The 18397-nt window shown below is 55.9% G+C and carries 14 protein-coding genes; 9 read left to right on the top strand and 5 right to left on the bottom strand.

What is annotated here, in order from left to right:
* Positions 1-432: 432 nt before the first annotated feature.
* Both O77CONTIG1_RS19910 and O77CONTIG1_RS27220 read right to left on the bottom strand, forming a co-directional pair.
* Positions 433-5709 carry a helix-hairpin-helix domain-containing protein gene (locus O77CONTIG1_RS19910; RefSeq protein WP_068514288.1) on the bottom strand — a complete coding sequence of 1759 codons (5277 nt, stop codon included), beginning with the start codon at positions 5707-5709 and terminating at the stop codon, positions 433-435.
* A 137-nt stretch (positions 5710-5846) separates the two neighbouring features.
* Complete coding sequence (locus tag O77CONTIG1_RS27220; RefSeq protein ID WP_286132425.1) at positions 5847-5978, bottom strand: hypothetical protein; 132 nt, start codon at positions 5976-5978, stop codon at positions 5847-5849.
* A gap of 163 nt (positions 5979-6141) precedes the next feature.
* Between O77CONTIG1_RS27220 and O77CONTIG1_RS19905 the strand changes: the two genes are divergently transcribed.
* Positions 6142-6618, top strand: coding sequence for an acyl-CoA thioesterase (locus O77CONTIG1_RS19905; RefSeq protein ID WP_068514286.1), 477 nt, complete (start codon positions 6142-6144; stop codon positions 6616-6618).
* Between the two features lie 83 nt (positions 6619-6701).
* Here O77CONTIG1_RS19905 and O77CONTIG1_RS19900 read toward each other — a convergent pair whose 3' ends face one another.
* Complete coding sequence (locus O77CONTIG1_RS19900) at positions 6702-7271, bottom strand: cell division protein SepF (RefSeq protein WP_068514282.1); 570 nt, start codon at positions 7269-7271, stop codon at positions 6702-6704.
* A gap of 461 nt (positions 7272-7732) precedes the next feature.
* Between O77CONTIG1_RS19900 and O77CONTIG1_RS19895 the strand changes: the two genes are divergently transcribed.
* Positions 7733-7984: a hypothetical protein gene (locus O77CONTIG1_RS19895; protein ID WP_068514278.1), complete on the top strand. Its 252-nt coding sequence runs from the start codon at positions 7733-7735 to the stop codon at positions 7982-7984.
* Between the two features lie 77 nt (positions 7985-8061).
* A complete protein-coding gene (locus O77CONTIG1_RS19890) occupies positions 8062-8265 on the top strand; it encodes a hypothetical protein (protein ID WP_068514275.1) in 204 nt (67 codons plus the stop codon).
* Positions 8266-8302: 37 nt separating this feature from the next.
* On the opposite strand, the gene O77CONTIG1_RS19885 is transcribed toward O77CONTIG1_RS19890, so the two are convergent.
* Entirely contained in the window at positions 8303-9853 is a 1551-nt protein-coding gene (locus tag O77CONTIG1_RS19885; protein ID WP_084783069.1) for a sensor histidine kinase, read from the bottom strand.
* Positions 9854-10188: 335 nt separating this feature from the next.
* Between O77CONTIG1_RS19885 and O77CONTIG1_RS19880 the strand changes: the two genes are divergently transcribed.
* The 6 genes from O77CONTIG1_RS19880 to O77CONTIG1_RS25270 all read left to right on the top strand — a co-directional run bounded on the left by O77CONTIG1_RS19880 (position 10189) and on the right by O77CONTIG1_RS25270 (position 17244).
* The gene (locus O77CONTIG1_RS19880) at positions 10189-11184 is read left to right on the top strand and encodes a PRC-barrel domain-containing protein (RefSeq protein ID WP_068514272.1); all 996 of its coding nucleotides are present in this window, start codon (positions 10189-10191) and stop codon (positions 11182-11184) included.
* Positions 11185-11819: 635 nt separating this feature from the next.
* The gene (locus O77CONTIG1_RS19875) at positions 11820-12152 is read left to right on the top strand and encodes a peptidoglycan-binding domain-containing protein (protein ID WP_068514270.1); all 333 of its coding nucleotides are present in this window, start codon (positions 11820-11822) and stop codon (positions 12150-12152) included.
* Between the two features lie 1087 nt (positions 12153-13239).
* Positions 13240-14502 carry an RNA polymerase sigma factor SigC gene (gene sigC, locus O77CONTIG1_RS19870; protein ID WP_068514267.1) on the top strand — a complete coding sequence of 421 codons (1263 nt, stop codon included), beginning with the start codon at positions 13240-13242 and terminating at the stop codon, positions 14500-14502.
* 318 nt (positions 14503-14820) lie between these two features.
* On the top strand, positions 14821-16335 hold the full coding sequence (locus O77CONTIG1_RS19865) for a GTP-binding protein (protein WP_197673249.1): 1515 nt from the start codon (positions 14821-14823) through the stop codon (positions 16333-16335).
* A gap of 136 nt (positions 16336-16471) precedes the next feature.
* The gene (locus O77CONTIG1_RS19860; protein WP_068514265.1) at positions 16472-16945 is read left to right on the top strand and encodes an SRPBCC family protein; all 474 of its coding nucleotides are present in this window, start codon (positions 16472-16474) and stop codon (positions 16943-16945) included.
* Positions 16946-17067: 122 nt separating this feature from the next.
* On the top strand, positions 17068-17244 hold the full coding sequence (locus O77CONTIG1_RS25270; protein WP_172799733.1) for a hypothetical protein: 177 nt from the start codon (positions 17068-17070) through the stop codon (positions 17242-17244).
* A 114-nt stretch (positions 17245-17358) separates the two neighbouring features.
* Here O77CONTIG1_RS25270 and trmD read toward each other — a convergent pair whose 3' ends face one another.
* On the bottom strand, positions 17359-18093 hold the full coding sequence (gene trmD, locus O77CONTIG1_RS19855; protein ID WP_068514261.1) for a tRNA (guanosine(37)-N1)-methyltransferase TrmD: 735 nt from the start codon (positions 18091-18093) through the stop codon (positions 17359-17361).
* Positions 18094-18397 lie beyond the last annotated feature (304 nt).

Below are 18397 nucleotides of genomic sequence, written 5' to 3'. Positions count from 1 at the left end.
ACTAGCCTCCAGATTTCATTCCGAATCGGTTTCACTTCACCAATCCAGCACACGGTTTTTCCAAACGAAAGACCGTGTCTTTTTTTGTTCTTTTTTATTGATCCTGCTGCTTCCCAGTCGTCAATCCTTAAACCATTGATGTGCCTACAAACCATTGATGTGCCTACACTCTCGTGTCTCGTGAGTCGCCCGCGTCAGGTTTTGGGCCAAGGCGATCGCCCCAATCCTCAAGTCACAGCCCCCTCTCGGCACTCCAGCAGCGGCGAACCATGCACACTTGCCCGTAATTCAGGCTCAATACAGCTACAGGGCCCCCGATAGATTCATCGGGGCAGCGTATCGGGAGGTTTAACTCGTATTCTGTGCCGTTTGCTTTGGCAATTGCAGAAACGTGACGAACCCCTACAACCAACGTGGGCGATCGCCCGTGTTTTAGCGGCGCTTGCCTCGCTTGCTGGGCGGCTTTTTCCGAGATGGCGTGGACTTGGGTGGAGGACTGCTAGGCGGCTTTGCAATTGGGCTGGCGGCTGGCGGTTCTATTTGGGCAGGCGTTTCAGTAGCGGAGGCTTCAGCAGGAGTTTCAGTGGATTCAGTAGACGCTGTTTGGTCGGGCTGGGGTTGGATTGACTGGTGCGATCGCTCTCGCGCCTCTTCAATCCACAAGTTCGGGAAAATACGCTGCCAGGATGCGGGCTGAATGATTTCTAAAATCTGTGCCTCGGTGGTTTCCGCCAAGGCTGCAAACGTGGTGATTCCGGCGGCAAACAGCTTTTGCTCATAAACCGGGCCAATCCCGTTAATTTCATACAGCGGATCACGGTCGGGATGCGATTCGGGCGATCGCGCTGCGAGTGCTGCTGCTTCGGCAATCCAGGCATCTGGCGTAAACCGTTGCCATCGCTCCGGCTGGAGGATCTCTCGCAGTCGTTCCGGCGTGGCGGCGGCCAGATCGGCAAAGGTGGTGATTCCGGCCGCAAACAGCTTTTGCTCATATACCGGGCCAATGCCGTTGATATCCAGCAGCGGATCGCGGGGAATCTCAGCGGGAATGGGAGAGGGCGATCGCCCACTAATCACCTGCGCTTCGGCAATCCACGCTTCCGGATCAAATCGCTGCCAGCTTTCCGGCTGAATCAAGGTTCGCAACTGCTCCGGTGTTGCAGCAGCCAAATCCGTAAAGGTAAAGATACCGCCGTCAAATAGCTTCTGCTCATACACTGGGCCGATGCCGTTAATATCGCGCAGCGGGTCATGGTCGATGCCTGCGGGAACGTCTACTCCTTGAGCCAGCCGAGCGGCTTCCTGAATCCATAGGGCGGGAAAAATCTGCTGCCAGGCCGCAGGGCGAATGATAGCTTGCACCTGCTCTGGAGTTAGCGCCGCCAGATCCGCAAACGTGTAGATGCCCGCATTAAATAGCTTTTGTTCGTAAATCGGGCCGATGCCGCTGATATCGCGCAACGGATCGCGCCGAGCGTCAGTAATCAGCCCTGTTGCTTGGACAATTTCGCGACCCTGCGATTCAGTCTCGATGCCAGACGTGTCTGAGTCCGTAGGGGCGATCGCCCCTACCGCACTCGCTCCTGTTTCACCAGCCTCCGCCGTCAGCGCCAGCGGCAGCGATTCTAACTGCAACCGCACCTCGGCAAGCTCCGCCACAAGAGTGTCTCGTTCTGCCTGAAGCGCTTCTCGCTGAGCCTGGGTTTCTGCCTGCGCTTGTCGAAGCGTTTCGGACTCGGCTTCAAGCGTCTGGACGCGCGATCGCCATTCCACCTCGGTATCCTCTAGCCGAGCGCGGAGAGCGACCAGTTCTGTTTCAATCGTTGTGCGATCGCCGCTCACCGTCGCAATCTGCTCTTGCAAGGCATCAATCCGTTTCTGTAGCGCCAGACGTTCTTGCTCATGTTCCTGGGCAATATCTTCCTGCTGTTTTTGTGTAGAGGCTAACTCAGTCTCAAACTGGTTTCGTTCATTTGTCACTTGAACTAATTGCTCTCGCAGCGTTCCCAGTTCTGACTCGAGAGAAGCCTTTACACCTATCGCATCATCCTGAACCGCTTTCAACTGAGTCCGCAGTATGCTCAATTCTGATTCCAGCGCCTCTCGTCCGCTTTCAAATTCATCGAACTGAACTTGTAGCGCGGTTAAATCTGCTTCAAAGGTATTGCGTTCATGCTCAAGTTCATCCAGTCGTGCGCGAAGCATCGCGCTCTCTGCCTCAAACGCATCCTTCTCCAGGGTGATGTCGTTTATCTGAGAGCGCAGTGTAGATAGCTCAGCTTCACGGCGATCGCGCTCTTGAGTCATTGCGTCTAGCTGCACCCGAAGCGGTGCAATTTCTGCCTCAAATGCATCCCGTTCAGCGGTTAGATTCTGCATCTGGGGACGTAGTGTAGTCAGCTCAGCTTCAAACGCAGAGCGCTGTTCAGCAATCTCATCAAGATGGGCCCGCAACTCATCAAGCTGAGTTACAAACTCATTGCGTTCTTTCGTGATGTTGCCCAACTGCGTTCGCAGGGCTGCCGGTTCGGATTCTAGCGTTTCCTGTGCAGCCGTTTTGTCTGCTACCTGGGTGTTGAGATTCGCTAGGTCTGCCGTCAGTGCCTCCCGCTCCTCAACTATTTCGTCAAACTGAGTTTGCAGCGTTGCAAGTTGTAAGACTACGGCTTCTCGCTCAGCGGCGATCGCCTCTAATTGAGTTCGCAATTCCGTTAACTCTCGCGCCCCTGCTTCGCCTGCGGCAGTGGCATCCGAAAGCTGAGTGCGAACTGTGGCCAGTTCTAAATCCAGCGCGTCACGTTCCTCTATGAGATGGTTTAACCGGGCTTGCAGGTCTTCTAGGTCTGCAGCTGCGGCTTGCTGGGCGGCCGTTTGTTCCTTAACGAACGCATCCAACTCGGCCCTCAGGGTCACAAGCTCCGCTGCATGGGCAGCTTGTGCAGCCTCCAGTTCTTTCTGAAGGTCTTCTACACGAGTGCGGAAGGTCGCAAGCTCATCCCCAAGCGCATCCCGCTCGGTTGCCAGCGCCTCGGTTTGCAACAACAGTTCTGCCCGCGCTGCCTCTTCCTCTGCCCGAACGCGAGTGGCTTCGGCTACGCTGGCCCGCAGCAGCGTCACTTCTGCGTCCAACTCGCTTCGGGTTGCCTTCTCAGCGTCAAGCTCTAGGCGCAATGCTGACAAAGTGTTTTCCGTTTCAGAAATGACTGCTTCAGCGTTTGCAGCCTGCGATCGCGCGGTTTCCAGTTCCGTTCGCAGTTCTGACTCCAAGCCTTCCAGTTCCGTGAGCCGCGATCGCAGCGATATCAGTTCTCCCTCTACGTCATTCTTTTCAGCTTGAATGCGTTCAAACTGCGATCGCAGATCATCTAGCTGCGCGTCTAGATCCGTCTTCTCTGCTTGCGCTGCCTGCAACAAAACTCGAAGATTCTGTGTTTCTTCTTCAGCAGCCGTTTCCGAACTTCGCTGTGCTTCTAGCTCTCGCTGAAGCAAGACAATCTGATTCGTCAGTTCGTTCCGCTCGGCGTTCACCTGGCGTAGCTCTGCGCTTGCGGCTTCCAAATCAGCGGCGATCGCCTCTCGTTCGCGCTGGCTTGTTTCAAGCTGATCGTGCAATGCCGCCAGATCTGCCTGACGAAGCTCAATTTGGGGGCGAAGCTGGGCGAAATCGACTCGCTCTCCAGGGTTCAGCGATTCGCCCACAAAGGCGGCATAAAAGCCGCTCAGCGCCTGCCAGTAGCTTTCCTTTTCCTGGGTAACGCCTGCCAGCGCTTGGCGCAGTTCGTCTAGGTCAGCCGTGCGCTCGGACTGTTCTGCGCGTGCAGTTTCCAACGCTGCCTCTAGCTCAATTTGCCGAGTGTCAGCATCCTGCAAGCGCGATCGCAGCGCCTCGAGTTCCAGTTCCAATGTTTGCTTTTCGGACCGAAGCGTTTCTACGATTGAAGACACTTGCTTGGGTTCGCCGGTCAATGCTCGTGAAAGCGCTAGTCCGGTCACCAGAGCAGTTTGAACTTCCTCTGATGTGAATTCACCTGTGGGTTCATCTATAGGCGTATTAGGCTCATTTTCATGTTCCTCTATACGTTCCTGTTCAGTTGTCAACGAAGCGCGATCGCCCTCTGCTAGCGGCGTATTTTCTGTGAGGAGTTCTACGTCTAACTCTTCTGCGTCCGGCTCGATGACGGCTTCAGATTCTGGTTCTGGTTTATCCTCCACCTCATCAATCACTTCAGCATCACTTGCTTTGGCATCAACCGTGTCAACATCCGTGTCAACATCTGTCACTGTCACATCAGCATTTGATTCTAGGAGTGATTCATTCTCAAGTTCGAGATTTAATTCTGATTCTGGAAATTCTGCTGTACCAGCTTCGGAATCGATGCTGTTCTGCTCAGCATCGATCTGTGGAATGATGTCGATATCATCAATCTGTTCCTCTGCTGCTTCGGTTTCTTGTTCAACGTCTGGACTATCTTCAATCACCCCTGCGTCCGCTACGGAAGTCCAGGCTGTGTTGTTTGGGATGCGAACTTGGGCGCTATTGGTCATGGTTTTGGCAACCGTCGCTGCTGGGCGAGTTGGGGCAAAGTCTGGCGATCGCCCGAACGACCCGGCCTGTTCCGCCGCAGACAACGCTCGATTTCGCTGCCGAGCCTGTCGCGCCAGAACCGTTTGCACCAGCGTCAGCAACCCGCCCAGCACCAGCAGCGGCAGCAGCACCCACTTCAGCAAAGAGCCAATGCCACGCCCACCAGGAACCACCTCGCCAGGGGCGATCGCCACGGTTTTGCGGCTGCCTGCATCCAGCGCGATCGCTCGCTTTGCCTCGCTCAGCAGCGCCTGTCCATCGGGCGATGAGGTCAGGTTTTGCACCACGGCTGATGCGGGAGAACCGGGTCGATAGGCGATCGCCCCCACCTGCTCCAGCGGATACCGCGCATCTGTCGGCAAGACTGCTTGGGAAACCGCTAGCTTTACCACGCGGGCTTTGGTCTGCTGGGTCAACTGGTCGGCGATCGCATAGCCAATCCCATCTTTCCCCAACTTGGCAATGACCTCAGCCGTGTCATCAGTTTTCAGCAGCACTCGGTTCACTGCTGCTGGCGGTACACCTGGCGGCACCAATCCATATTGCTGCAAAACCGCCCGTGTTTCGCTAGTGGCCGGGCGATCGATTAGGCGAATCGGGCGATCGGGCCCGCCCACCTGCGTCCAGTTGGTAATCTCTCCGCGCAGGATTTGCTCGAACTGCGGCACCGTCAAATGTCCCTTGAAGGGATTATCCTCACCCACAATGACTGCAATTTGCGCTTGATCCAGCCACAATGCTTTGAAGCCCTGAGCGAGTTCGTCTGGCGTGAGCGATCGCTCCAGTGCCACCAAATCGACCTCGCCTCGCTTCAGCGCCGCCAGCCCCGCCTCAGTTCCATTGGCCTGCACCTCCACCCTGAGGCTGGGTGATTCTGCCTCAAGCTGCTGCTTTAGCGCCCGATTCAGCGGCAGCAGATCGCGGGCCCCGTCTATCCGGATGAGCGTTGCAGGTTCCGGGTTTACAGCTTGCAAATCCGCTACATCTGGCTGAACATCCCGCCCAACCGTATTGGGCGCGGCCATGCCAGCAGGCATCATTCCTAGCAGCACAAGCAAAAGACCTGATGCAGCCAGTCCAGCCGAAGCAAAACGGTTTGCCCAAAAACCAAAATTCTGTGACATGAGGAGGATATTGGCGAAAGGTGAATAAAAATCGTGCAGTGCAGGCTATCCGAAGACTCCCGGAACGCTAACCCAACCCCCCACAATGCTGCCAAATGCAAAAAACAGCGCTACCACCCAGCGCGCTACCATCTCCTCTAGAGATAGTCCAGAGGACGGATTTGCGTCAGTTGTACAGAACACAAGCAATGCCCATGCACCTTAAGCAATTCCAAAGTTTGCGGCGTGTTTGCAGGGGCGATCGCCAGAACAATCCCCTTACCCACCATAATGATGAGATTGGTGATTTTAGATTGCTAAATCTGGCACAACGCGCCGCAAGACTTTAGCGATTCCTTGGCGATTTCATGAGTCGCGTGGTGCAAAAGATGGGCAAAAGAGTTGATAGGATTCTCATCAAGTACAGAGCTGTCATTGAGCCGTTATTTGGGTATGCCCTTCACTTACTCTCGCACTGTCCGCTTTCAAGACACCGACGCGGCCGGCGTTGTGTATTTTGCCAACGTGCTGGCCATGTGCCACGAAGCCTATGAAGCCTCCCTCGCCGCCTCAGGGATTAATCTCAATGCCTTTTTTTGCTACCCGCGTATTGCGATTCCCATCACCCACGCCACGGTAGATTTTATGCGGCCGTCTTTTTGTGGGGACGAGCAGAAGATTTACGTCACGCCCAAAAAGCTGAAGGACAGCGAGTTTGAGATCGAGTACGAAGTGTTTACGGTGGAGCGAGTGGGCAAGGAAATTCCCGAAATCCAGGAAACCTGCGTTGCCCGCGCCTTTACCAAGCATGTGTGCATTGACAGCGCCCAGCGTGCGCGATCGCCCCTACCGCTAGAGGTGATGAAGTGGCTCAGCCAGTGGAGCCGCGAAGGAGAAAAGGTGTTTGATGATTTGGAAACGTTGCTTTAGAACTTACTCTCGGTAGGGGGCGGATGGGCGATCGCTCGTCCAAGGCAGACGTTCGACGTTCAGAAGCGGCAATCAGGCGGCGATCAGAACGCATTGCCGGGCCAGGGTGGCGGCGAGGTGGGCGGCCCCTTTGGGGTCGGAGCGGGGGGATAGCTCAAGTTGCCCAGCGGCAGATCGCCCCGGCCCATCGAGGTAAAGCTGCTGATCTGCACAAAGCTGGGAGTGAATAGGAAAATGTGGTCGCCCAGCCGCTCCTGGTGTCCATCCACTGCATAGGCTCCACCCGCCACATAGTCGGCCGCCCGCTGGGCCTGGTCTGGCTCCATTAGCCCTAAATTCAGAATGACGGACTTGCGCTCTCGCAGCGCCCGCACCGCTTGGGGAATTTCTTCAAAGGAGCGCGGCTCCATCAAGACCACTTCGGGCTGATGCCCAGCAGCACGGGGCAGGCCTACGACATTATTGGGGACGCTATTGGGTGCAGCACCCCTACGGCGGCGAGGGGCGGGCGACGGGGGCGGAACTTGCTCGGGGTAGGCATTGGCATAGCCGTAGGACTCGTCTTCAGCGGCGTATCCCAGATCTTCGTACTCGGCATCGTCGTAGGGTTCGCCCAAACCAAACACGTCTTGAATTCGCTGGAAGAAGCTCATGGCTGTGGGAGGGTGAGAGGACGGAGGGGGTGGCTATGGCGGCGCAGAGATCGCTACGGACAGTACAGGAATCAAAACATAGAACTCAAACTTAGAACTCAAACTTAGAACTCAAACTTAGAACTCAAAAAATCAAATCAAGCCTGAATTTAGTTCGCTTGTTCTATTTTAACCTGTGTGCCCGAAATCCTAAAGTGGTTCCGCTCAAGTGTTGTGACGGGTCAAGTTTTGTAACGAAGGCGAAAGTTCAGGCGCTTCGCGGTCTACTCCGGACGGCGAGTTCTACCTGCCCAATCCCGGTGATGCTCGTCACATGTCCTGGGACGGCCCATCACAACGCAGGGGCCCTGGCAGTCACCCGATTCTTAGAGAATTATCACCCCCCTGGTTTTGTGGAATCACCCGGCTGGAGCGTGAAACAGGAGATAGTAGTCACAGCTAATCCAGAGAGTGTTCCAGCTATGAATGAGACTCGGCCAGCCCTACCTCGACGCAATTTGACTCGCGAAATCAAGCCCACCTATTGGCGCAGGCTAATCGAGGCGGGAGTGCCCATTGATGCTGCCGATGTCATTGCTTGGGCGATCGCCCGATACGACACAGCCCGGCGGCTGCCGCCCTCCAGCCAGCGGGCGTTAATTCGGCAATATTGCGCGTTTGTGTGTCGGGCAGGGCTGTGGCGATCGCAGCTTCTGGTCAATTCTGGGCTGTAGTCGCGAGTAGAGTCAGCGCTGTGCGGTACTTCACAACTTTGCAGCGCCGACCTCTGTTGTGACCTATGTGACTAACCATGAACGTTATGCAATCACCGATTACGCGACAGTATGCGATCGCCCAAGCGGCGCTGGAACACGCCGTTTATTTCCTAGAACTCGGAGCCGATACCAAAGCCGCCACCTACTTCCAATTTGCCGCGCAAAACCTTCAGGGCATTGCCAAAATGCTGGTCGAACAAGAGGCCCGGCGATCGCACTTGGATTCCAGGGAGGGGTAGGGGTGAGAGGTGAGGGATGAGATTTCAACGACAGACTCTAAAAGAGTGGCAAAAGAATCTCAAATTCGGTGCCGATGCCAGCGGGCGCATCGGTAGGAAAAAGCGCAGGCGATTTAAGGCGAAACTGACCGCCGTGTTTGGCGGTGACAATCTGATAGCTGACCGAGAGACTGGTTTCCTTGGCGGCACGGCGCTCGACGGTGAACGACTCTAGAATACGCTGCTGGGTTTCGGGCGAAAGTCCTGGCCCGTTGTCAGTAATGCGAACAGACACCCAGCGACGTTCGTTTCGCGCTGTTGAGCCTGGGGGAAACTGAGCGGTTTTGGTGGTTGTTTTGAAAGGTTCTGAGTCGGCTGGAGCGATCGCCCCCGATGGGTTGGCCGATGTCCCGCCGCTGGGTGATGGGTCTGACAGTCCCTGGATAGCTGTAGTGATGACGATCTGGGGTTTGCGGAGAGAACCGGCCGCAGCGTGGGTGGGGCGATCGCCCATCCCCTCAACCCAACTTTGGTAGGTAGCCGAGTCTAGCAGGGCCTCAACCGCGTTGATCAGGATATTCATAAACACCTGACTCAGTTGCCCAATAAAGCAGGGCACGGGCGGCAGGTGTCCATACTCACACACGATGTCAATTTCTCCAGTCAGGCGGCTTTTCAGCAGCAAGACAATGCTGTCAAGGCACTCATGCAGGTTGGCGGGCTTGGGATAGACTTCATCGACATGGCAAAAGTTTTGCAGGCTGGTGGCCAGGTTCTTGAGCCGCTCGGCCCCGGCGCGAATGCTGGCGATCGCCTGGGGCAAGTCGCGTTTCACATACTCTAGCTCGATAGCGTGCTGAAGCTGTTGCACCGCAGGCGGCACCGACGGCAGGCTGGCTTCGTAGGCGGCGACCAGATCCAACAGGTCGGCAGCATAGCTCGACACATGGCTGAGGTTTCCCCAGATAAAGCCTACCGGATCAAGAATTTCATGGGCCACGCCGTCCACCAGTCGCCCCAGCCCGGCCATTTTTTCGCTCTGAATCAGTTGCACCTGGGTTCGCTCATAGCGCACCTGGGTTTCGATGCCGCGAATCTGCCAGTGGGCCCGATTTAGCTCGTGGGGGCTGAGCAGATAATAGGCCCCGTCTGCCTGCACTACGATTGGTTCGTTGAACTGGTCGGGCGATCGCCGTAAGACCTGCTGCGCCGCTGCCAAAATCGGCGTATGACCCGGCAACACCAGCGGCGGCTGGCAAGCATAGCTATGCAATACCTTCAGTGGGCGACTGAGAAACAACTCTGTTCCATGCGGACGCAGCAGGTATTCCAGCAAGCGCTGACGTGACAGCATTCCCACAAACCGCGCTGCATCCCACAGCACGACTCCCGGCAGCGCTGGATGCTGCTCAAACACCGCTGCAACTTGCAAGCCCGTCTGCTCATAGTCTGCCTGAAAGTCGTGCAGCGGCAGTTCCTCCAGCGTAGACTCTGAGCTAAGCACCTGAATGTTGGTCTCGCGCAATCGGGGAATCAAAAAGCCCTGAGGCAGTACCTCCGGTAAAGGAGATGCTGCTGGGCAATCTGTCGGGAAATCGCTCGATATCATGAACAGGTTATCCATAAATTCAGAAAACAGTCCCAGCGGCAGACTGAGCCAGTCCTGGCAAGGGATCTCTGTAAAACTGGGCGATCGCTGTCAATTCGGAAACTGTTAGACGGAAATTATCAAAAAAATTACAAAGCAATCAGACGAAATTATTTGTTTAGAATGCCCAGGAATCAAAAAACAGCATCTATCCTTTAGAAGGGCGTATAGAGGGACGTAGGCGGTCAGGATTTGGCGTGAAGGCTGAAAATTAGGCTAAACAACCGTTTCCCATTCCGACTCGCCTGCAACCCCCATTTTCCTGCCTCTTTAAACCTCTACCCCCCCATTCCTTTATGACTACTGATTCCACTGCTGCGGCAAATCCGGTCATGTTGCAAAGTGAGGTGATCGGCAAAGTTGTCATCAAGCCCGATACGGCGGAGGAAGTCGGGCGCGTCAGTCGGCTCTGGCTTGATCCCAAAGCGCATCAAATTGTGGGATTGGAATGCACAGCGGGGGCATTAGGGATCAAGCGCCATGCCTATAATTGGCTGCAAATCGCTAGCATCGGCTCTGAAGGGGTCATTCTCAAGGCCCACATTGGCCCAGAAGCGACCAAGCCCGATACGGTTGTGTTTGTGCTGGGAGATGAGGTCTGGACGGACGGCGGCAGTCGCGCCGGGCTGGTGGTGGATTATCGCCTTGACCCGACGAGCGGGCGCGTGCTGGATTATCTATTTACAACCGACGACTGGGGCGGGCTGACGAGCGGGCTATATCGGCTGCACCCGGCGGGCGTGATCGGTGTGAGCGATCGCCGTTTGGTGTGTACCGTGTCTTCGGTCGAGGCGGCGGAGTTGGAAAGCCCCGGCGTGGTGCAGAAAGTGCAGCAGGCGCGGGAGTTCCTCAAGAAAGATTATTCTCAAACCAAGGCAGATGTCAGCAACCTCAAGCAAAAACTGACGGGGTTGGTCGGGCAGGTGCAAAGCAGCGCCCAGTCGCTAACCGAGCAAACCAAAGCCACCCTTGCAGAGAAAGCTGAGCAGCTTCAGCAAACGACTGAAAAGGCAAAGGAAACCCTTTCGGATAAAGCCGGACAGCTTCAGCAAACGGCTGAAAATGCCGCAGCCCAGGCCAAAGAGAGACTAGCCGACGCGACGACCCAGGTGCAAGTAACGGGGGAAAGAGCCAAAGAGTCTGTGGCTAATCTCACAGCCCAGGCGCAGGACAAAGCACAGCAGCTTTCGGAACAGGCTCAGGGGGCGATCGCCGAGGCAACCCAGCGCCGCCAGCCCACCGAGCCGCCCGCCGCCAGCCCAGAAGACTTGTCTGATTCCGCTGATCTTTAATCCGTTCCTTAATCCATAGTCTCCTACCGTTAGCAGTAGGTCTAAACCCGTCTGAATCCACAAGAATGGATTTCCAGGGGATAGTCGGGATGACAAGGGCGATCGCACAATCCACACCTTTTTCGATAGCGTTTGATGGAGAAGGACGGATTGGGCGATCGCCCTTTTGCAACAAGCCCATCAGTTCATACTAGCGGGTGATCGGAGTGGGTGATCGAGATTTACACCGCAGCATGAAGAGTAATTTCGCGCCTCTTTCTATCTTGATAGAAGAGAGCGATTCAGGTTGTATCTCGACTTGGTGAACGAACCTTCTGCAAGTGGGGGTGTTCCCATTGCACCCCCGCCCTTCCTTCCAGACAGTGTTCCAGTGCATGGTTCCAACACCAGTCCTTCAGGATTAAGTAGCAGTTCTTAGAGAGGTTCCCTTGCAGGGAACTGGTCAATCCTTTGCAGCGCCACAGCGCTCAATCCACGACCCAACTTCAGGATTCGTGATTATGAAAACGGTTTATTCTTTGCAACAGTTCATCGCAGTCTTATTGGGTTTGGGATATTTCGCAAACTCGGATAGCGTACACAGTAACTCGCACCTAGGATGCAGCGACGTACAGAGCAAACTGCCGAGTGATGACTTGAAACTGGCCATCCGCACATTTCAGGCGCATTATGGGCTGCCGCTAACGGGCGAGGCAGACCAGCTTACCCAGGAAAAAGCACGCCAGCTTGTCCGCAACCTGCACCACGGACTCAAGCAAACCGTGAGTCCGGATCTGTCCATCAGCGAGTTTTATGGGCCGCGCACCGTTAGCGCCGTTGAGAAGTTTCAAGCGCAACGCAAACTGCCTGTGACTGGCGTTGCCACGGCTAGCGTCCGCAGCGCTATTGAAGAAGACCTCAAGCAGCAGCTCCGGCAAGCCCTCGGCCGTGCTGACAATCGGCGTACCCCTTGTCCCTGTGCAAATTAGTGGGCTGGAATCGACCCAAAGCCAGGGCACGTAATCAACGTTGTCCCAAAGCTGTCATCTGCATCCTCATCATCCGCATCCTAAAGACTCAAAATTTTGCAAGTCCCGGGACGATATCTATACAAACTATTAACAAAGCAGATTGCACAGCCGGGCGATCGCCCTGTTTTATTCACGCTGCCTGCACCTAACTCGATTCATGCAGCCCTTAAATCCCTCGTCTAGAAGCGCGAGATGTGCCTGAGATCAGCCATTTGTGCAACTCGGCGGTCACGCTGTCTGGCAGCCATAGAGCCAGCAGAAAATATAGTCTGAAAAAGGGAAAGGGGCGATCGCCCACCCAAATCTCACGCGCCGCCGGAATTTGAGTTTCAAATTTGTATTCCTTGAAACCAGAATCCGCCTTCTTGCGGACAAAATACCCACCGAATGCTGATTCTTTTGATGTAGGAAGTGTGAACTTCAGAGTCTCCCTCGGGAATTTTCGGAGGGCAGCCTGTAGAACTTTATGTAAGAGCTTTGTGCAAACTGCTTCTATTACCCTGTTTATGGCTCGCTTGAGTCTATGTCCTGCTTCAATGCAGCTTTATGGGAACGGGTATTAAGCAGTTTGTGGCCAGAATCGGGTGTGTCTAGACCATTAGCATCAACACTGCGTCATAAGACCTGCATAGAACCTGCATAAACTAATTGGCCAAAGCCGATAGATGTTTACAGACCGAATCCTTGGAGCTGAGTCAGCATTCGGATTTTTATTAAGTTGCAGTTTGCCAACACCGAATTAGAGGGCAACCTGTTGACGAGTCCAGCTTCTTAGCCTGGAAGCCTGCCGCAATCTGCCAAGCATGGCTACGCCTCCGCAAGTCCTCCTGTCGGATGTGGCACTCGACTCTAGTCGCAGGGTCAGTTCGCTGCTGCGTGCTGAGGGCCGGAAACTATCCCTAGCTGAGTCACTCAAGAAACGGTCGAATGGAACCTGAATATTCTTTTTCAGTCCTGATGAATTAGTCCTGAATACCGGGAACACTATCGGTAAGCAGTGAAAGAAAGAAGCCCCTTGTTACCTGGAGCAACTGAGACGAGTACTATGCCAGCAAGAACTTTCTCCGCTGAGGCGGACTACAACGACTCCTCGAATGGCTTTGAACTTCAAACTGGCGCTGTCAATACTCAAGACGACGACTTTGAGGTGCAACTGAGCGAGGATTTGGCAAGCCTGGAAATGGAGTACGGGGCAGCCGCGATTGGCAAAAATGCTACGGCGCGGCGCACGACTGACCTGGTGCGGCTGTATCTCCAGGAAATTGGGCGGGTGCGGCTCCTGGGGCGCGATGAAGAAGTCTCGGAAGCTCAAAAGGTGCAGCGCTATATGTCTTTGCTAGAGGCTTGCCACAAAGCAGCCGAACAGGGGGACCAAGCGCTCCAGCGCTACCTGCAAATTATGGAAACTCAGGATCGGCTGGCATCGATGCTGGGGCATCGTCCCTCGCTAGAGCGCTGGGCCGAGGCAGCGGGAATCGCTGTAACGGAACTGAAGCCGCTGCTGGCACAGGGCAAGCGTCGCTGGGCCGAGCTAGTGCAGCGTCCGGTAGAAGAGCTAGAACTGGTGCAGTCGGAAGGGCTGTCTGCCAAGGATCACATGATCAAGGCCAACCTGCGCCTAGTGGTGTCGGTGGCCAAGAAGTATCAGAATCGCGGACTGGAATTGCTGGATCTGATTCAAGAGGGCACGCTGGGTCTGGAGCGAGCAGTGGAGAAGTTTGACCCGACGAAGGGCTATCGCTTTAGCACCTACGCCTACTGGTGGATTCGGCAGGGGATTACGCGGGCGATCGCCACCCAGAGCCGCATCATCCGCCTGCCCGTCCACATCACCGAAAAGCTCAACAAAATCAAAAAGGCGCAGCGCAAAGTCTCCCAGGAAAAGGGCCGCACCGCCACCTATGAGGACATCGCCGCCGAACTCGACATGACCGCACCCCAGGTGCGCGAGGTGTTGCAGCGCGTCCCCCGCGCCGTGTCGCTAGAAACCAAGGTGGGCAAGGAGCGCGACACGGAACTGGGCGACCTGCTGGAAACCGAAGGCGCATCGCCAGAGGAACTGCTGATGCGGGAATCCCTGATCCGCGATTTGCAGCAGTTGCTCACCGACCTTACCAGTCGAGAGCGCGACGTGATTCAGATGCGCTTTGGGCTGGGCGACGGACAGCCCTATTCCCTGGCGGAAATTGGCCGGGCGCTGGATCTGTCCCGTGAGCGGGTGCGCCAAATTGAGGCGAAGGCGCTACAAAAGCTGCGTCAGCCCAAGCGCCGCAACCGCGTCCGTGATTACCTGGAGGCGCTGTCTTAAATAGCGGAAGCCGGAATTCCGGATCTGGAGATTTAGGGCGGAAAGGAATTTAGGTTCCTTCTGCCCTTTGTTTTGCCTACTTCGTCTTCATCTTTCACAAAGGGGGCAACCTTACGTTCCTAACCCAACCCTCTGGGCATAGCCCGGAAGTTTCAGAAGACAGCGAGGAGACACTAAAAATGGGCAAGGCGGCTTGTGCGCGAGCGCACAGACACAACGGAAGTCGCTACGATTGGAGATAGATGCGTCAGCGATAGATGCACCATCAGAACTCACGCTGATGAGGCAAGGCGGCTGATTTTCCGCAGGAGGTTTGTGTTGACGGATGTTGGAAACGTGCCAGAGCGCTTAGAGGGAAGGCCTCCGGCCCGCGCTACCCAGGCTTCTAGGGCAACGTCGCGATCGCCCTCCGATCCAACGCTAGATCAAGAACTGGACGAGGCGATCGCCAGCTTTCGAGAAATTCAGGCAGACCTGACCTATTGCCAGGCCCAAGACGCATTGCGGGATCTCGTCAGTGGGCTGGACTTGACCCCACGCGAGCGATCGGGGCTAGAAACAGAGCTAACCAGCCTGCAAACCCTGCTCCACAAGCTCGACCGCATGGTGGTGCAAATTGCGGTGTTTGGCATGGTGGGGCGGGGCAAATCGTCGCTGCTGAATGCGCTGCTAGGGCAGTCGGTGTTTGAAACGGGGCCCGTGCATGGCATCACGCAGGCGGTGCAGGCGGCGAACTGGGAGATTCGGCAGGAGGCGATCGCCGGAAGCGCTCAGGAGGTTCTGCGGGTGTCGCTGCCGGGAACGGGCCAGTCGCAGGTAGAGCTGATCGACACACCGGGAATCGATGAAGTCGATGGCGAAGGACGCGAACAACTGGCACAGCAAATTGCCAAACAGGCAGATCTAATCCTGTTCGTCGTGTCGGGCGATATTACCCGCGTGGAATATGAGGCGCTGTCGGCGCTGCGGCAGGCGGCTAAACCGATGCTGCTGGTGTTCAACAAGGTGGATCAGTATCCCGATGCCGATCGTCAAGCGATTTATCAGACCATCCGCGACCAGCGCGTGCGAGAACTGCTGTCGCCGGACGAAATCGTCATGGCGGCGGCTTCGCCGATGACGACGACGGCTGTGCGTCAGCCTGATGGTCGGCTTGTGGTGCGCCGAGAAGCCGGGAAACCCCAGATAGACGACCTAAAGCTCAAGATTCTGGAGATTTTGCACCGCGAGGGCAAGTCGCTGGTGGCGCTGAACACGATGCTCTATGCCGACGATGTGAGCGATCGCCTGTTGCAGCGCAAGCTCGAAATCCGCGATCGCAGCGCCGATGACCTGATCTGGCAGGGCGTGATGACCAAAGCCGTGGCGATCGCCCTCAACCCGATTACCGTGCTAGATCTGCTGGGCGGCGCGGTGATTGAAATTGCCCTGATCGTCACCCTGTCGCGGCTCTACGGCATCCCCATGACCCAGCAAAATGCCCTCATGCTGCTGCAAAAAATGGCAATCGGGCTGGGCGGCGTGACGGCCAGCGACCTGCTGCTAACGCTGGGGCTGGGTTCGCTAAAAAGTCTGCTGGGAGCAGCGGCTCCAGCGACGGGTGGCGCGTCGGTGTTGCCCTATGCCTCCGTGGCGATCGCCCAGGCAGGTGTCGCGGGCGTGTCCACCTACGTCATCGGTCAGCTTACCAAAACCTACCTCGCCAACGGCGCATCCTGGGGCCCCACCGGTCTGAAAACCGTCGTCAGCGAAATTCTTGACTCCCTTGACGAAGCCTCCATTCTGAGCCGCATCAAGGACGAACTACAGGCGAAGCTGGAGGGCCGGCGTTAGGTGAGGGAGTGTTGGAGTGTTGGAGCAAGCTTTCTCCTCACCCCCTCTCTCCCTCCCTCTCCCTCCCTCTCCCTCCCTCTCCCTCCCTCTCCCTCTCTCTTTCGTCACCCCATCACCCCGCCACCCCATCACCCAAATGCCCGACTCTCAAATCTTCGAGCAATCTATCCAAATCAGCGCCAGCGCGACGGCGGTGGAACAGTGTCTTACAGACCTGGCGTTGATGCATCGATGGCTCAATCCGGCGCTGCGCTGCGAGCCTGTGGGCGTTTGGAGTACGGAACTGGGCAGCAAGAGCCGATTTCTGATTCAAACGCCGCTGGTGCAGCCTGCGCTCCACAGCACGGTGGTCGAGCGGGAGCCGGGGCTGATTGTGTGGGAGTTTAGGGGATTCTTTCAGGGGCGCGATCGCTGGGAGTGTCAGCCGACTTCCACGGGCACGACGCTGGTCAATCGCTTTGAGTTTCGCATTCCCAATCCCATCGTCCGCTATGGGTTTAATACGTTTGCGGCAGAGTGGACCCGACAGGATATGCAGGCGCAGTTGCGGCGGCTAAAGCGCGTAGCAGAAGCGCTTTACAATAGCTCACAAACTGCGCCCAAAAAGTGAAGAAACGTATGCAAAACTAAACCTTGATTACAAATTCCCAGTCTTCAATTGGGAATTTCCGACCTGGGTGATAGTTTGATGAGTATCGAATAACACCATCAGATTTGCCTCGGTTTAGCCAAATGTACGATAAAAACACAAAGAAAGATTGGGTTAGCGCAACGCTGACCGCAACGCTGGGTGCTGGCGCAGTTACCACATTTGCCATTAGCCAAGGGCAACATCCGGCGATCGCCCTTAGTATCACTGCTTTTGCAGTCCTGGCAGCCCTGCTGATTGACCACTACAGCCCCACGTAGCAGCCAGAAGCTCTACATAGCCCTGGATGCCCTAATATAGCCCTAGATAAAGAAGCTCCACGCAAGAATCCGTTTCATCGACCCCTGCTGGCGGAATTTCCATCTGCCGAGTTTCTAGAGTTTGTGGTCGTCTTTTTCTCTCTCATCTAAAGATGCAGACTTTTGCCGCTCCTGCCATGCCTGCCAAAGGTCGGGGCGGCGTTTCTGCGTGCGCTCGATCTGCTGTTCGTGCCGCCAGTGGGCGATCGCCTGGTGATTTCCCGACAGCAGCACCTCCGGCACCCGCCATCCACGAAACTCCGCCGGACGAGTGTATTGTGGATAGTCCAGCAGCCCGTCTTCAAAGCTTTCCAGCTTCAGCGACTCGACTTTGCCCACTGTCCCCGGCAGCAGGCGAATCACGCCGTTCAGCAGCGCCAGCGCCGGAATTTCGCCACAGGTCAACACAAAGTCCCCTAGCGACACTTCCCGCGTCACTAGATGCAGCACCCGCTCGTCTACGCCCTCGTAGTGCCCACAGATAATGACCAGTTGATCCCGGCTGCTAGCAAACTCTTGAAACATCCGCTGGCACATCGGCTCCCCCTGCGGAGTCATCAGCAGCACCTCCCGTCGGGGCAGCACGGGCAGCGACTCCACCGCCGCAAAGATTGGCTCTGGTTTCATCAGCATCCCCACGCCGCCGCCATAGGGTTCGTCATCAACCTTGTGATGCTTATCGGTGGTGAAATCGCGGGGATTGGTCAGATGCACCTCCGCAATCCGGTTTGCCAGCGCTTTGCCCAGCAGTCCGGATTGCAGGGGCGAAGAAAAGAAATCGGGAAACAGGGTGATTAGGTCGAAGCGCACGGGGGAAAGGGGGAAGAAAGAAAGAACGAAGAGGGAAGAACGAAGAGGGCTGGAAGGGGAGAGGTGGCCGCTTCGGATTACTGTTTTTTGGAAAAATTTTCGGGGTGGTCTCCGGCGGCTTTGGTTGGTAGGTGGTGATAGAGGGCGATAGGTTTTTGCACCTATGCTCAGGGGGGATGTAATGAAGCTAGGATAGGGTTCGCACAAAAACTACCGTTAAAGGCTTGAGAGTATGGTTAAATAATTACGCTTAGACTCTAGACCCATTCCCATTAGATTTGCTGATTTAACTTGCCGAATCTAA

The organism is Leptolyngbya sp. O-77, assembly GCF_001548395.1.
GTDB lineage: Bacteria > Cyanobacteriota > Cyanobacteriia > Elainellales > Elainellaceae > Thermoleptolyngbya.
Note: the sequence above shows the minus strand (reverse complement) of the source record. Positions and strands in the feature narration are given on the sequence as shown.